Below are 15,131 nucleotides of genomic sequence, written 5' to 3' on the forward strand. Positions count from 1 at the left end.
CCGAGCAGCCGGAGTGGAAGGCCGACGGAGGAGGTCTTCCGCGGAGGCTGCGAGCAGGAGGACCGAGCGACAAAGGGGCCAGCCGGAATAGCGTTGCTGGGAGGGCCTGGCCCGCCCCGGATTCGGGGGGAGGTTCGGGGCGGTTTACGCTCGTCCCATGAAATCCAGCGTGTTGACCCGCTACCGGGTGATGGCCTATGTGACGGGTGTGCTGCTGATCGTGCTCACCCTCAGCGTCATCGCCGAGTACGTGCTCCACATCGACGGCGCGAGCACCGCGACCGGCATCGTGGGCTTCGCCCACGGCTGGCTCTACGTGGTCTACCTCGTCTTCGCCTTCGACCTGAGCACCAAGGCGAAGTGGCCGCTGAGCCGGATGGCCTGGGTGCTGCTGGCCGGCACCGTGCCGACCGCCGCCTTCTTCGTCGAGCGCCGCGTCACCCGCGAGCTGGCCCCGAAGGTGGTCCGCGCCGAGCAGGCCGCCGAGCCGGTCGAGGTCTGACCCGGGGCGCCGCCCGGTAAAGAAAGCCCCAGGATCTGCCGCTCCGCCGCAGGTCGGCGCCGTCCACCCCGGAATCACCCGGGTGCGGGCCGACTGCCGTCGACATTTACTAGGACGTCCAAGTAAATTTGAGGCATGGACGCCCACGAGATCGAGACAGGCCGCCGGCGCTGGCAGGCGCGCTACGACTCCGCGCGCACCCGGGACGCCGACTTCACCACCCTCTCCGGTGACCCCGTACAGCCGGTCTACGGGCCACCGCCCGGCGCCGACGTACCCGGCTTCGACCGCATCGGCTGGCCGGGGGAGTACCCCTTCACCCGCGGCCTGCACGCCACCGGCTACCGCGGCCGGACTTGGACCATCCGCCAGTTCGCCGGCTTCGGCAACGCCGAGCAGACCAACGAGCGGTACAAGATGATCCTCCAGGCCGGCGGCGGCGGGCTGTCCGTCGCGTTCGACATGCCGACGCTGATGGGCCGCGACTCCGACGACCCCCGCTCGCTCGGCGAGGTCGGCCACTGCGGGGTCGCGATCGACTCCGCGGCCGACATGGAGGTCCTCTTCGGCGGCATCCCGCTCGGCGACGTCACCACCTCGATGACGATCTCCGGCCCTGCGGTGCCGGTCTTCTGCATGTACCTGGTCGCCGCCGAGCGCCAGGGCGTCGATCCCGCGGTGCTCAACGGCACGCTCCAGACCGACATCTTCAAGGAGTACATCGCGCAGAAGGAGTGGCTCTTCGCGCCCGACCCGCACCTGCGGCTGATCGGCGACCTGATGGAGCACTGCGCCCGCTCGGTACCCGCCTACAAGCCGCTGTCGGTCTCCGGCTACCACATCCGCGAGGCGGGCGCGACGGCCGCGCAGGAGCTGGCGTACACCCTCGCCGACGGCTTCGGATACGTGGAGCTGGGCCTGTCCCGCGGCCTGGACGTCAACACCTTCGCGCCGGGGCTCTCCTTCTTCTTCGACGCGCACCTGGACTTCTTCGAGGAGATCGCCAAGTTCCGCGCCGCCCGCCGGATCTGGGCCCGCTGGATGCGCGACGTGTACGGGGCCACCTCCGACAAGGCGCAGTGGCTGCGCTTCCACACCCAGACCGCCGGGGTCTCGCTCACCGCCCAGCAGCCGTACAACAACGTGGTGCGCACCGCGGTCGAGGCGCTGTCGGCGGTGCTCGGCGGCACCAACTCCCTGCACACCAACGCGCTGGACGAGACGCTGGCGCTGCCCAGCGCCCAGGCCGCGGAGATCGCGCTGCGCACCCAGCAGGTGCTGATGGAGGAGACCGGGGTGGCCAACGTGGCCGACCCGCTCGGCGGCTCCTGGTACGTCGAGGCGCTCACCGACCGGATCGAGGCCGACGCGGAGCAGATCTTCGAGCGGATCAGGGAGCTGGGCGCCAGGGCGGTGCCGACCGGTGAGCACCCCATCGGCCCGATCACCTCGGGCATCCTGCGCGGCATCGAGGACGGCTACTTCACCGGGGAGATCGCCGAGTCCGCCTTCCAGTACCAGCGGGCACTGGAGAAGGGCGAGAAGAAGGTGGTGGGCGTCAACTGCCACACCGGCTCGGTCACCGGCGACCTGGAGATCCTGCGGGTCAGCCACGAGGTGGAGCGCGAGCAGGTGCGGGTGCTGGCCGACCGCAAGGCCGCGCGGGACGGCGCCGCGGTGCGCGCCGCGCTCGAGGCGATGACCGCCGCCGCCCGCGACGGCTCCAACATGATCGAGCCGATGCTCACCGCGATCCGGGCCGAGGCCACGCTCGGCGAGGTCTGCGGGGTGCTGCGGGAGGAGTGGGGTTCGTACACCGAACCGGCCCGATTCTGATCTTCCGTCACCTGATCGGACCAACGCCCCCTTCCTGAAGCCGAGTTGGCCACGGGATGCTACTGGCTGCGCCCTTAGTCTCATACGCACCCAGCCCGGCAACCCTGCGGAAGGAACCGCGTGGCCCTCGAAGCGACCGTCGGTGACGACGGGATGATCTATATCCGGGAGACGCGGCGGCCCGACGTGGTCGCGGTGACCACGCCCGCGAAGTGGGAGGCGTTCGTGAAGGGCGTCAAGGCCGGGGAGTTCGACCACTTCGTGACGGAGGCGGAGGCGGAGACGGACACGGAATCGGACACGGACCCGGGGGAGAGGGCCGACGCGGGCCGGGCGACGGAGACGGGCTGACGGCCGGGCCGCCCGCCGGCCGGGCTCAGCGGTCCGGCGCCGCGGTCAGCCCGCTCACCAGCAGCCGGGCCAGCCGGTCGGCCCACTCCCGGTCCACCTGCTCGGAGCTGACCATCACCCGGTGCACCACCGCCCCGGCCACCACGTCGAAGATCAGGTCGTCCCGGGCCGGGTCGGCGGCGCCCTCGTCCGGGGGCAGCTCGCCGCGCAGCTGGGCGCGGGCCCGGCCGAGCAGCACCAGGTGCTTCTGCCGGTCGACGATCGCCTCCCGGATGCGGGCGCGCAGCGCCTCGTCGTGCCCCGCCTCCGCGACCACCGCCATCAGCGAGGTGCGGGTCTCCGGGCGGTCGAGCACCTCGGCGAAGCGCAGCACCACGCCCTCGATGTCGGCCTGGAGGCTGCCGAGGTCGGGCAGTTCGAGCTGCTCGTCGAAGAGCGCCGCGAGCGCGTCCACCACCAACTCGTTCTTGCCCGCCCAGCGCCGGTACAAGGTGGTCTTGGCCACGCCCGCGCGGGCCGCCACGTCGCCGAGCGTCAACCCGCCGTAGCCCAGCTCCACCAGCGCCGCGCGGGTCGCGTCCAGGATGGCGCGGTCCGCCTCGGCGCTTCTGGGCCGACCGGTGCGCCTGCTCGGGCCGGCCGGCGGAGTGGGGGACATAGGCCGGACCTTACCCGCCGGTAGCCATCGCGGCGCGCGTGATCGTTGTCACACCAGGCGCCACTGCGCGCCCCGCGCCCGGCAGTTACGCTACGACTCGTAGCGAAAGGGTGGGCCTGCGAGCCCGCCGACGCGACAGCCACACCGTACGGACGGGGACTCCGTACCGAGGACACCCGCGGCGGCGTTCCCCGCCGCGACCGGCCACCGGCCCCTCCCGCAATCCGGCGGGTATCGGGGTCTGTACACGCTTTGCTCCGCGACGGGGGAGGATTGCCTCATGCAGCCACGGAACATGTCCATGAGCGGCGTGGTCGACCTCGCCGCGGTGAAGGCGGCCACCGAGGCCAAGGCGAAGGCCGAACAGGCCCGCGCCCAGCGCCAGGAGGCCGGACCCGGCGCCGCCCCCGCCGCCCCGCTCGTCATCGAGGTGACCGAGGCGACCTTCGAGAGCGACGTCCTCCAGCGCTCCGCCGAGGTCCCGGTCGTCATCAGCTTCTGGGCCGATCAGGCCGAGCAGAGCAAGCAGCTCAACACGGTGCTGGAGCGGCTGGCCGGCCAGTACCGGGGGCGCTTCGTCCTCGCCACCGCCGATGTCTACGCCAACCAGCTGCTCTTCCAGCAGTTCGGCGTGCAGGGGGTGCCCGCGGTCTTCGCGGTGCTGGCCGGGCAGGCGATGCCGCTCTTCCAGGGCGCCGCGCCCGAGGAGCAGATCACCGAGGTGCTCGACCAGGTGATCGCCGTCGCCGAGCAGCGGTTCGGCATCGTCGGCGCCGAGGTGGACCCGGCCGACGCGGCCGCGGAGCCCGCCGAGCAGGCCCCGCCGCGCCCCGCCACCCCGCAGGAGCTCGCGCTGACCGCGGCGCACGAGGCGCTGGACGCGGGCGACCTGGCCGGTGCGATCCAGGCGTACCGCAACGTACTGTCCGACGAGCCGGGCAACGCCGAGGCGAAGCTCGGCCTGGCGCAGGCGGAGCTGCTCCAGCGGGTGGAGGGCGCGGACCCGCAGCAGGTGCGCAAGGCGGCCGCCGACGCCCCCGCCGACGTCGACGCCCAACTGGCCGCCGCCGACCTCGACCTGGTCGGCGGTCATGTGGAGGACGCCTTCGGCCGGCTGGTGGACGTGGTGCGGCGCACCGCGGGCGAGGACCGCGACCGGGTCCGGCTGCGGCTGCTGGAGCTGTTCGAGGTGATCGGCCCGGACGACCCGCGGGTGGTCGCGGCGCGTACCGCGCTGGCCCGGGTGCTCTTCTGACCCGCGCGTGACCCGCGCGCGGACCTGCGGGCACTCACGGATTTAGCGATACGGCGGCCGCACTTTATCAAACCGTGACAATGCGCGGCCGCTGTTACTTCCGGTAGGAAGCCCGCCCCCGTTTGGGGGCCGTTGTCCCGGGGTGCCGGATTCGCGCCCCCGGATTTCGGTCACTCTGCGTCAGAAAAGGCGCTGTGGCGATCATGTTGGTGACGCTCTGCCGTTACCCGCTGGTAACGAACCCCCTTGTGCACAGCCCCCGAATGGACCACGATCGGCCAAGCTCGGTCCCGTAACCGTGCGTCCGGCCGCCAGCCGGTGCGACGGCCGCGGGTCCCCGCCGGGCGGGGTGCGCGGTGACCGCCGTCGCCCCGGGACAGGGGGGTCTCCGTCCACGGATGGAACCGGATGGAGCCTGTCCCCAAGGTTGCGCGAGAGCGTGGCCAGTGGTTGTCGCTCGGGGGTGATCGCCGACGTTCGGACAGCGCCGTCCGCGACTCCCCCGGGAGGGGACGGCCTCCCGACCACCGGCGCTCTCCTTCCCGAGGACGTAGCACTTCTCCCATCCCGGGCCGGGCCCGAACGACCCGGCCGGAGATGTACGTCCGAGAAGGAGGAAGTATGGAGTCGATCGTTCGTGGCGGTACCAGATGGCGGCGGTTCGCCGTCGTCATGGTGCCGAGCGTCGCGGCCACCGCGGCGATAGGCGTGGCGCTGGCCCAGGGGGCGCTGGCCGCGTCCTTCAGCGTGTCGGGCCAGGAGTTCAAGGTGCACGCCGACACCTTGAACGGCACCGGGTTCATCCAGTACGGCGCGGTCGACGTCCAGCACGGCGGCACCGCGCAGCCGGTCGCGGTCTCGGCCTTCAAGTCGGCGACCATCACCGGGCTGTGCCAGTCGGTGGTCCTGCCGAAGATCCCGCTGGTCGGCGACGTGACGCTGAAGCTGACGGCCGGCAACAACGGCAAGAAGGTCAAGGCCAGCAACCTCTACATCGACCTGAACCAGCTCAACGCCGACGCCACCTTCTACGACATCAACATCGGTGTCGCGGCGGGTGACAGCCAGAAGGGCCCCGGCGTCGCGGCGGGCGACAAGGCCGACCCGGGGTCGTTCGCGCAGGAGGCCGACCGGGCCGTCCTGACGAACGTGGACCAGACCGCCTGGGCGACCAGCGCGGGCACCTTCAAGCTCGCCGGGCTGAGCATGAGCGTGAAGAAGGGCTCCGGTTCCGGAGTCGAGTGCTACTAGGCGATCAGGCGAGAGCCGCGCCGTGTGGCCGCGGGCGAGTCGCGCGGGACGCGGCTCGCCCAGGCCGCCGTACGTATTTCCACCGCACCAAGCCAGTCCCAGGGAGCTGTTTTCGATGAGCGCCGAGTCGACAGGACTGCGTGCCGGGTTCCGGAAAGGACGTCTGGCGTTCCGTCACTGGAGGTGGCAACGCCCCTTCTGGGCCGGACTGCTGACCCTCATCGCGGGCCTGCCCATCGCGTACTTCCCGTACGAGAACCTCACGCTCGGCCAGTTGACCGTGCGGATGTCCACCACCACCGGGTCCGCCTCGCTGATCATCGGCGTGCTGCTGTTCGTGCTGGGGCTGACCATGTGGTTCCAGTCCGCGGTACGGATCTTCGCCGGGGTCGCCTCGATCCTGCTCGCGCTGGTGTCGCTGCCGGTCTCCAACGTCGGCGGCTTCCTGATGGGCTTCGTGCTCGCGTTGCTCGGCGGTGCGCTCGCGGTCTCCTGGGCGCCCGGCGTCCCGGCGGCGGACGAGCCCGGTGAGAAGGCGGAACTGCCCGACGGCGACCCGGGACCGGCCGGCGAGGACGAGGGCGCCCCCGGCGGCGCGCGTCCGGACGACCCGTTCGTGCCCGCCCAGCCGCGGGGCGAGACGCCGCAACGCGCCGAGGAGCCGGTACTGGCCGGCGGACGCGGCGACGAAGAGACCACCAAGGAGAAGAACGGGAGGCACCGTGCTGGGTGACGACGCTCAGCCGGCCACGAGCGACGGGCCACGCGCCAGGGCGACCTCGGGGCCGCGCCACGCGGCTCCGCGCAAGTCGCTGCTGACCAAGCTGCATGTCCCCGCCGGCAAGGCGGTGGCGCTCGCCGCGATGCCCACGGCGGTGCTGATGGGCATGGGCCTGACCCCGCACCTCGCGCAGGCCGACGAGCCCTCGACGCCGTCGTTCGCGCCCGGCGCCTGCGTCTCCCAGTCCGAGACGCCGTCCCCGACGGCTTCCGGGCAGGACACGAAGGACAGCTCGAAGAGCAGCGCCAAGGACAGCGCGAAGAGCACCAAGAAGGCGGACCAGGACAGCACGTCCGGTACCGCCACCCCGACGCCGACGGCCAGCCCCGAGGGCGACCGGCCGGCCGCGACCGCGAGCCCGAGCCCGACCGCCACGTCCGGTGACTCGGCCAAGAAGTCCACGCCGGCCGCCACCGCGAGCCCGACGCCGACGGCGACCTCGTCGTACAACCCGCTCGACCCGCTGGGGCTGGGCGACCTGCTGAGCGGGCTGCTCGGCGGCAAGAAGAGCGACCCGACGCCGACGGCGACGCCCACCACGGCCGACCCCACGCCGACGGCGAGCGCCACCACGCCGGCCCCCGACCCGACGTCCACGTCCAAGACGTCCGGCAGCGGCACGACGAGCAGCAAGAGCAGCACGGGCACCAAGAGCAGCAAGTCCACCACGGACACCGTCGAGAAGGCCGTCAAGGGCCTCACGGACGCCACGGCGACCCCGAAGGCGACGGCCACCCCGTCGCCGTCCACCACGGCCTCCGACGGCAAGCAGGGCTACCCCTGCCCGACCTACGACGCCAAGGCGCTCGCGGACGCGAAGACCGAGGGCGGCATACCGCTGCTGCCCGACGAGCCGTGGACCCTCAAGAGCAGCATCCTGACCCTGCACGGCCTGAACTACGACGGCATCGTGCAGGTGAAGACCGCCAGCGGCGAGGTCAAGGACGTCCTGAAGTTCACCACCACCGGTATCGACATCGGCGACCTCGACCAGTTCGTGGTCGGCCCGGGCGGCAAGGGCCATACCGAGGTCAAGGCCGCCAAGGGCTCCACGTCCACGATCACCGGCGGCACCACGACGCTCTACACCGAGTCGCTCAGCGGCAACCTGCTCGGCCTGATCCCGATCACCTTCACGCCGAAGTCCCCGCCGCCGCTGACGCTGCCGGAGCTGTTCTTCACCAACGTGACGGTCATCAACGCCGGCCAGTTCGGCGGCAACCTGCACGTGCCGGGCATGCAGGTGCTGCCCGGCCAGCCCTGACCGCACCCCGCGCGCGGCCCCGGCCGCGCGGCAGGACGCACGAAGCGGCCACGCACCCCCTCCCACAGGGGTACGTGGCCGCTGCTCGTGCGGGGCGGGTCAGTTCCCCAGGTGGTGCACCCGGACCAGGTTGGTGGTGCCGGGCACGCCGGGCGGGGAGCCGGCCGTGATGATCACGGTGTCGCCCTTGGCGTACTCCGAGAGCTTGAGCATCTCCCGGTCGACCAGCTCCACCATCGCGTCGGTGTTGTCCACGTGCTCGACCACGAACGTCTCCACACCCCAGGTCAGCGCCAGCTGGTTGCGGGTGGCGGGGTCGGTGGTGAAGGCCACCACCGGCTCGGGCACGCGGTAGCGGGCCAGCCGGCGGGCGGTGTCACCGGACTTGGTGAACGCCACCAGGGTGCGCGCGTCGAGGAAGTCGGCCAGTTCGGCGGCCGCGCGGGCCACCGCGCCGCCCTGGGTGCGGGGCTTCTTGCCCGGCGCCAGCGGCTGGAGGCCCCGGCAGAGCAGCTCCTGCTCGGCCGCCTCCACGATCCGCGCCATCGTCTTGACCGTCTCGATCGGGTACTTGCCGACCGAGGACTCCGCCGAGAGCATGACCGCGTCCGCGCCGTCCAGGATCGCGTTGGCCACGTCGGACGCCTCGGCGCGGGTCGGCCGGGAGTTGGTGATCATCGACTCCATCATCTGGGTCGCCACGATCACCGGCTTGGCGTTGCGGCGGCACAGCTCGATCAGCCGCTTCTGCACCACCGGCACCTTCTCCAGCGGGTATTCCACCGCGAGGTCGCCGCGGGCGACCATCACGGCGTCGAACGCCATGACGACGTCCTCCATGTTCTCCACCGCCTGCGGCTTCTCCACCTTGGCGATGACCGGGACCCGGCGGCCCTCCTCGTCCATCACCCGGTGCACGTCGCGCACGTCCTTGGCGTCCCGGACGAAGGACAGCGCGACCATGTCGACGCCCATCTGCAACGCGAAGCGCAGGTCCTCGATGTCCTTCTCGGACAGCGCGGGCACGTTCACCGAGGCGCCGGGCAGGTTGATGCCCTTGTGGTCGGAGATCACACCGCCCTCGACCACCAGCGAGCGGACCCGGGCGCCCTCGACCTCGATGACGCGCAGCGCCACGTTGCCGTCGTTGATGAGGATCGGGTCGCCCTGCGAGACGTCGCCGGGCAGGCCCTTGTAGGTGGTGCCGCAGATGGTGCGGTCACCGGGCACGTCCTCGGTGGTGATGACGAACTCGTCGCCGGCCACCAGCTCCACCGGCCCGTCGGCGAAGGTGGCCAGCCGGATCTTCGGCCCCTGGAGGTCGGCGAGGATGCCGACCGCGCGGCCGGTCTCCTCGGCGACCTTGCGCACGCGCTGGTAGCGGCTCTCGTGCTCGGCGTGGCTGCCGTGGCTGAAGTTGAGGCGGGCCACGTTCATACCGGCGTCGACCAGCGTCTTGAGCTGGTCGTACGAGTCGACGGCGGGACCCAGGGTGCAGACGATCTTGGCTCGGCGCATGGGCACTATCCTATCGGTTTGTTCCGCTCCGGAATAATGTGGGGCTGCGTTGCTGGTGCCTTCGGCGTCAGGTCCTTAAGCGCGCGCCAAGGCATAAGTATCCCGTGCGATCTCGAACTCCTCATCAGTGGGGACCACCGCCACCGCCACCCGGCTGGTCGCGGCCGAGACCAGCCGGCCGCCCGAGGCGCGCACCGCGTTGCGCACCGGGTCCAGCTCGATGCCCAGACCCGCCAGCCCGTCCAGCGCAGCGGCGCGCACCGCGGCGGAGTTCTCGCCCACGCCCGCGGTGAACGCCACCGCGTCCACCCGGCCCAGCACCGCGGTGAACGCGCCGATGTAGCGGCGCAGCCGGTGCACGTAGACGTCGAAGGCCAACTGCGCTTCCTTGTCGCCCGCGCCCATCCGGCGGCCGATCTCCCGCATGTCGTTGGCGCCGCACAGGCCCAGCAGCCCGGACCGCTTGTTGAGCAGCGTGTCGATCTCGTCGGTGGGCATCCCGGCCACCCGCTGGAGGTGGAAGACCACCGCCGGGTCGATGTCGCCGGAGCGGGTGCCCATCACCAGCCCCTCCAGCGGGGTCAGCCCCATCGAGGTGTCCACGCACACCCCGCCGCGCACCGCCGACGCCGAGGCGCCGTTGCCCAGGTGCAGCACGATCACGTTGGCCTCGGCGGGCTCCTTGCCGAGCAGCGCGGCCGTCGCCCGGGAGACGTAGGCGTGCGAGGTGCCGTGGAAGCCGTAGCGGCGGATGCCGTACCGCTCGGCGGTGGCCGCGTCGATCGCGTAGCGGGCGGCCGCCTCCGGGATGCTCGCGTGGAAGGCGGTGTCGAAGACCGCCACCTGCGGCAGGTCCGGGCGCAACTGGCGGGCGACCTTGATGCCGGTGATGTTCGCCGGGTTGTGCAGCGGGGCGAGCGGCACCAGCTTCTCGATCTCCGCGACCACCACGTCGGTGATCAGGGTCGGCTCGGTGAAGCGGGTGCCGCCGTGCACCACCCGGTGCCCGACCGCCGCCAGCCGCGGCGAGTCCAGGCCCAGGCCCTGCCCGTCCAGTTCGCGGGCGACCTGGCGCAGCGCCTCGGCGTGGTCGGCGACGCCGCCCTCCTCGCCGATCCGCTCCACCACCCCGGACGCGGGGCGGGCCCCGTCGGCCATGTCGAGCAGCTGGTACTTCACCGACGAGGAGCCGGAGTTGAGCACGAGTACATGGGTCGCGGCGGTCACCGTGGGTCCCCCTGGGCCTGGATCGCGGTGATCGCGACCGTGTTGACGATGTCCTGCACCAGCGCGCCGCGCGACAGGTCGTTGACGGGCTTGCGCAGTCCTTGCAGGACCGGGCCGACCGCGACCGCGCCCGCCGAGCGCTGGACTGCCTTGTAGGTGTTGTTGCCGGTGTTCAGGTCCGGGAAGACCAGCACCGTGGCCCGCCCGGCCACCGCCGAACCCGGCAGTTTCGCGGCGGCGACCACCGGGGAGACCGCCGCGTCGTACTGGATCGGGCCCTCCACCAGCAGGTCGGGCCGGCGCTGCCGGACCAGCTCGGTGGCCGCCCGCACCTTGTCCACGTCCGCGCCCGAGCCGGAGGTGCCGGTGGAGTACGACAGCATCGCCACCCGCGGCTGCACGTCGAAGCGGGCCGCGGTGCCCGCCGCCTGGATCGCGATGTCCGCGAGCTGCTCGGCGTCCGGGTCCGGGTTGACCGCGCAGTCGCCGTAGACCAGCACCCGGTCGGCCAGGCACATGAAGAACACCGAGGAGACGATGGCCGCGCCCGGCCGGGTCTTGATGATCTCGAACGCCGGGCGGATCGTGGCCGCCGTGGAGTGCACCGCCCCCGACACCATGCCGTCGGCCAGGCCCTCCTGGACCATCAGCGTGCCGAAGTACGACACGTCGGCGACCACGTCGTAGGCCAGCTCGTAGCTGACGCCCTTGTGCGCGCGGAGCTTGGCGTACAGGGCGGCGAAACGGTCCCGCAGCGGTGAGGTGTGCGGGTCCAGGATGTCCAGCGCCGGGTCGTCCAGCGCGATGCCGAGGTCGCCCGCCTTCTTGCGGACCGCGTCCTCCTCGCCGAGCAGGGTCAGCTCGCACACGCCCCGGCGCAGCAGCACCTCCGCGGCCCGCAGGATGCGCTCCTCGGCGCCCTCGGGCAGCACGATCCGCCGCTTGTTGCTCCGGGCCCGCTCCAGCAGCGCGTGCTCGAACATCATCGGGGTGACCCGGGCCGAGCGGGCCACCGACAGCCGCTCGGTCAGCTCGGTGGTGTCCACGTGCGTCTCGAACAGGCCGAGCGCGGTCTCCGCCTTGCGCGGGGTGCCCGCGCCCAGCTTGCCGTCCAGCCCGAACAGTTCGGTCGCGGTGAGGAACGAGCCGGTCGGCACCGCCACCACCGGGGTGCCCGGGGCCAGCCGCTCGGCCAGTTGCAGGATGTCCTGGCCGGGCTTCTCGCCCAGCGTGAGCAGCACGCCCGCGATCGGCGGCGACCCGGCCGAGTGCGCGGCCAGCGCTCCTATGATCAGGTCGGCGCGGTCGCCCGGGGTGACCACCACGCACCCGGGGGTCAGCGCGGGCAGGAACGTCGGCAGCATCGCGCCGCCGAAGACGAAGTCCAGCGCGTCGCGGGCCAGCCCCGCGTCGTCGCCGAGCAGCACCTCCGCGCCGAGCGTCTGCACGATCTGCCGGACCGTCGGCGCCGACAGCGCCGGCTCGTCCGGCAGCACGTACACCGGCACGTCCAGGCTGCGCCGCAACTGCTCGGTGGACGCCTCCAGTTGGTCCGGGGCCACCCGGTTGGCGACCATCGCGATGACGTCGCAGCCGAGGTTGGTGTAGGCGTGGTGGGCGTTGCGGACCTCCGCGACCACCGACTCGGCGTTCTGGTCCCGGCCGCCGACCACCGGCAGCACCGAGGCGCCGCACTCGTTCGCCAGCCGGGCGTTGACCCCCAACTCGGCCGGCAGGTTCGTGGCGGCGAAGTCCGAGCCGAGGATCAGCACCGTCTCGAAGCTCTCCGCGACCCGCAGATAGCCCTCGACGAGCCGCCCGATCAGCGCCGCCTCGCCCTGCTCGGCCTGGAGCGCGGCAGCCTCCTCGTACCCCAGGCCGAAGTACGTCGCCGGGTCCTGGGCGAGCCGGTAGCGGCCGCGCAGCAGCTCGAAGATCCGGTCCGGGGCGTCGTGGACCAGCGGGCGGTAGAGGCCGACCCGGTCCACCTGGCGGGTCAGCAGCTCCATCATTCCGAGTTCCACGACCTGACGGCCGTCGCCACGGCCGATGCCCGTGACATAGACGCTGCGCGTCACCCCTGTGCTCCGTTCCTGTGCTGCCGAACCCCGTGCCGCGGACCGCTGCCGGCCCGCGGGGCGCGGGAAGTGCGTACGTGCGTGCGCACAGCAGACGCTAACGCGCCAACCGGGCGAATGCCCGACGAGGGCGGGGCGTGCCGACGTCGCGTCGGCGGACACGCGGTGCGCGGGATGCGTTTCTGGGCCGTTCGGGCAGCGCGCGGCAGGCGCGGCGCGGCCGGTTCGGCGGGTCCACCGGACGGAACCGGCCGTACCCGTACAGTGAGGGCAGATCGGAGACGGAGGGCGGTGCCATGGAGGTCCTGGCTACCGGAGTGCAGCGTGACGAACGGCCCCTGCTGGAGCGCGCGTTCGCGCCGCGGCACGACGTGCGCTGCCTGGAGACCGTCCTGACCGCCGACACGCTGCCGCTGGCCGCGGGCTACGAAGCGGTGTCCACCAGCGTCAACGCGGCCCTGGACGCGCCCGCGCTGGAGGCGCTGGTGCGCGGCGGCACCCGGCTGATCACCCAGCGCTCCACCGGCTACAACAACATCGACCTCGCGCACGCCGAGCGACTCGGGCTGACCGTGGCCCGGGTGGCCCGCTACTCCCCGTACGCGGTGGCGGAGTTCGCGTGGGCGCTGGCGATGGCGCTCAACCGCCGTATCGTGCGGGCCGCTTCGCGCACCCGCGACTTCGACTTCCGGCTGGACGGGCTGCTCGGCCGCGACTTCCACGGCCGCACCGCCGGGATCGTGGGCACCGGGCGGATCGGCGCGGCCTTCACCGCGATCGCCCGCGGCTTCGGCATGCGGCTGCTCGGCTGGGACATCTCGGTCAACCCGCAGTGCCAGGAGATGGGCCTGGAGTACGTCGAACTCGACCGGCTGCTGCGCGAGTCCGACCTGATCAGCCTGCACGTGCCGCTGATGCCCTCCACCCACCACCTGCTCGGCGCGCGGCGGCTGGCGGAGCTGAAGGACGACGCGATCGTGGTCAACACCGGCCGCGGCGCGCTGATCGACGCCGACGCGCTGGTGGCCACGCTGCGCGAGGGCCGGCTCGGCGGCGTCGGCCTGGACGTGTACGAGGAGGAGGCCGGGGTCTTCTTCTACGACAAGTCGCTGGAGGTGATGACCGACGACACCCTGGCCCGGCTGCTGACCTTCGCCAACGTGCTGATCACCTCGCACCAGGCGTACTTCACGGTGGACGCGGTCGAGGAGATCGTCACGGCCACCGTCCGCAATGTGGACGACTACCTCGCGGGGCGGATCACTGAGTGCACGCTGATCCCGAAGTCCCCGTGACACCGGGGGCCCGGCCCGCCCGGCCCGTGCGGCGGCGCGGACCCGCACCCGGTCCGCGACCCGCTACCCGTGTCTCCTGGAGATCGCCATGCGTATCGGAGTGCTCACCGCCGGCGGCGACTGCCCCGGCCTCAACGCCGTCATCCGCTCGGTCGTCCACCGCGCGCTGACCGGCCACACCGACGAGGTGATCGGTTTTGAGGACGGCTTCGTCGGGCTGCTGGAAGGCCGCTTCCGCGAACTCGACCTCAACTCCGTCAGCGGCATCCTGGCCCGCGGCGGCACCATCCTCGGCTCGGCCCGGCTGGAGCGGGCCCGGCTGCGCGAGGCCGCCGACAACGCCGACGAGCTGTGCGCCCAGTACGGGATCGACGTCCTCATCCCGATCGGCGGCGAGGGGACCCTGACCGCCGCCCGGATGCTCTCCGACGCCGGCATGCCGGTGGTCGGCGTGCCCAAGACCATCGACAACGACATCAACGGCACCGACCGCACCTTCGGCTTCGACACCGCCGTCACCGTCGCCACCGAGGCGATCGACCGGCTCCAGACCACCGCCGAGTCGCACCAGCGGGTCATGGTGGTGGAGGTGATGGGCCGCCACGCGGGCTGGATCGCCCTGGAGGCGGGCATGGCCAGCGGCGCGCACGGCATCTGCGTGCCCGAGCGGCCCTTCGACCCGGCCGACCTGGTGGACATGGTCGAGAAGCGCTTCGCCCGCGGCAAGCGCTTCGCGGTGGTCTGCGTCGCCGAGGGCGCCCACCCGGCGAAGGACACCATGGAGTACGGCGTCGGCGCGATCGACAAGTACGGCCACGAGCGGTTCAACGGCATCGGCACCACGCTCGCCCGCGAGCTGGAACGGCGGCTGGGCAAGGAGGCCCGCCCGGTCATCCTCGGCCACGTCCAGCGCGGCGGCGTCCCCACCGCCTACGACCGGGTGCTGGCGACGCGGTTCGGCTGGCACGCCGTGGAGGCCGCGCACGCCGGCTCCTTCGGGCAGATGACGGCGCTGCACGGCACCCGCGTGGTGATGGTGCCGCTCGCCGACGCCGTCACCCACCTCAAGACGGTGCCCGAGGACCGGATGGAGGAGGCCGAGTCGGTCTTCTGAG

General features: G+C 72.1%; 13 protein-coding genes. 9 read left to right on the top strand and 4 right to left on the bottom strand.

Annotated features, from left to right (window positions below):
- Positions 1 to 157: 157 nt before the first annotated feature.
- The 3 genes from AC3ERT_RS14575 (at position 158) to AC3ERT_RS14585 (ending at position 2,689) form a co-directional block, all read left to right on the top strand.
- The gene (locus AC3ERT_RS14575; RefSeq protein ID WP_335974645.1) at positions 158 to 502 is read left to right on the top strand and encodes a DUF3817 domain-containing protein; all 345 of its coding nucleotides are present in this window, start codon (positions 158 to 160) and stop codon (positions 500 to 502) included.
- A 135-nt stretch (positions 503 to 637) separates the two neighbouring features.
- Entirely contained in the window at positions 638 to 2,338 is a 1,701-nt protein-coding gene (gene icmA, locus AC3ERT_RS14580) for a coenzyme B12-dependent isobutyryl-CoA mutase large subunit (RefSeq protein ID WP_435174414.1), read from the top strand.
- A 120-nt stretch (positions 2,339 to 2,458) separates the two neighbouring features.
- Complete coding sequence (locus AC3ERT_RS14585; protein ID WP_435174416.1) at positions 2,459 to 2,689, top strand: DUF397 domain-containing protein; 231 nt, start codon at positions 2,459 to 2,461, stop codon at positions 2,687 to 2,689.
- A gap of 25 nt (positions 2,690 to 2,714) precedes the next feature.
- On the opposite strand, the gene AC3ERT_RS14590 is transcribed toward AC3ERT_RS14585, so the two are convergent.
- Positions 2,715 to 3,347: a TetR/AcrR family transcriptional regulator gene (locus AC3ERT_RS14590; RefSeq protein ID WP_335974635.1), complete on the bottom strand. Its 633-nt coding sequence runs from the start codon at positions 3,345 to 3,347 to the stop codon at positions 2,715 to 2,717.
- A gap of 280 nt (positions 3,348 to 3,627) precedes the next feature.
- Between AC3ERT_RS14590 and AC3ERT_RS14595 the strand changes: the two genes are divergently transcribed.
- From AC3ERT_RS14595 to AC3ERT_RS14610, 4 genes are all read left to right on the top strand, one after another.
- Positions 3,628 to 4,602: a tetratricopeptide repeat protein gene (locus AC3ERT_RS14595; RefSeq protein ID WP_435174418.1), complete on the top strand. Its 975-nt coding sequence runs from the start codon at positions 3,628 to 3,630 to the stop codon at positions 4,600 to 4,602.
- 621 nt (positions 4,603 to 5,223) lie between these two features.
- The gene (locus tag AC3ERT_RS14600; RefSeq protein ID WP_335974628.1) at positions 5,224 to 5,853 is read left to right on the top strand and encodes a DUF6230 family protein; all 630 of its coding nucleotides are present in this window, start codon (positions 5,224 to 5,226) and stop codon (positions 5,851 to 5,853) included.
- Between the two features lie 115 nt (positions 5,854 to 5,968).
- Positions 5,969 to 6,586 carry a DUF6114 domain-containing protein gene (locus AC3ERT_RS14605; RefSeq protein WP_335974623.1) on the top strand — a complete coding sequence of 206 codons (618 nt, stop codon included), beginning with the start codon at positions 5,969 to 5,971 and terminating at the stop codon, positions 6,584 to 6,586.
- Entirely contained in the window at positions 6,576 to 7,898 is a 1,323-nt protein-coding gene (locus tag AC3ERT_RS14610; protein ID WP_435174421.1) for a hydrogenase expression protein HypF, read from the top strand. The genes AC3ERT_RS14605 and AC3ERT_RS14610 overlap by 11 nt, the downstream gene beginning before the upstream one ends.
- Before the next feature lie 99 nt (positions 7,899 to 7,997).
- Here the strand turns inward: AC3ERT_RS14610 and pyk are convergent, their stop codons facing one another.
- The 3 genes from pyk to pta all read right to left on the bottom strand — a co-directional run bounded on the left by pyk (position 7,998) and on the right by pta (position 12,721).
- Positions 7,998 to 9,416 carry a pyruvate kinase gene (gene pyk / locus AC3ERT_RS14615; RefSeq protein WP_335974618.1) on the bottom strand — a complete coding sequence of 473 codons (1,419 nt, stop codon included), beginning with the start codon at positions 9,414 to 9,416 and terminating at the stop codon, positions 7,998 to 8,000.
- Between the two features lie 75 nt (positions 9,417 to 9,491).
- Positions 9,492 to 10,643 carry an acetate kinase gene (locus AC3ERT_RS14620; protein ID WP_435174424.1) on the bottom strand — a complete coding sequence of 384 codons (1,152 nt, stop codon included), beginning with the start codon at positions 10,641 to 10,643 and terminating at the stop codon, positions 9,492 to 9,494.
- Positions 10,640 to 12,721 (bottom strand): phosphate acetyltransferase, encoded by a 2,082-nt coding sequence (gene pta / locus AC3ERT_RS14625; RefSeq protein ID WP_335974610.1) that lies wholly within the window; start codon positions 12,719 to 12,721, stop codon positions 10,640 to 10,642. Before pta ends, AC3ERT_RS14620 begins: the two co-directional genes overlap by 4 nt.
- A 296-nt stretch (positions 12,722 to 13,017) precedes the next feature.
- On the opposite strand from pta, the gene AC3ERT_RS14630 reads away from it, so the two are divergent.
- Both AC3ERT_RS14630 and AC3ERT_RS14635 read left to right on the top strand, forming a co-directional pair.
- Entirely contained in the window at positions 13,018 to 14,016 is a 999-nt protein-coding gene (locus tag AC3ERT_RS14630) for a 2-hydroxyacid dehydrogenase (RefSeq protein WP_335974606.1), read from the top strand.
- Between the two features lie 88 nt (positions 14,017 to 14,104).
- Positions 14,105 to 15,130: an ATP-dependent 6-phosphofructokinase gene (locus tag AC3ERT_RS14635; protein ID WP_335974603.1), complete on the top strand. Its 1,026-nt coding sequence runs from the start codon at positions 14,105 to 14,107 to the stop codon at positions 15,128 to 15,130.
- Position 15,131 lies beyond the last annotated feature (1 nt).

The sequence above is a fragment of the Actinacidiphila sp. bgisy145 genome (assembly GCF_057708125.1).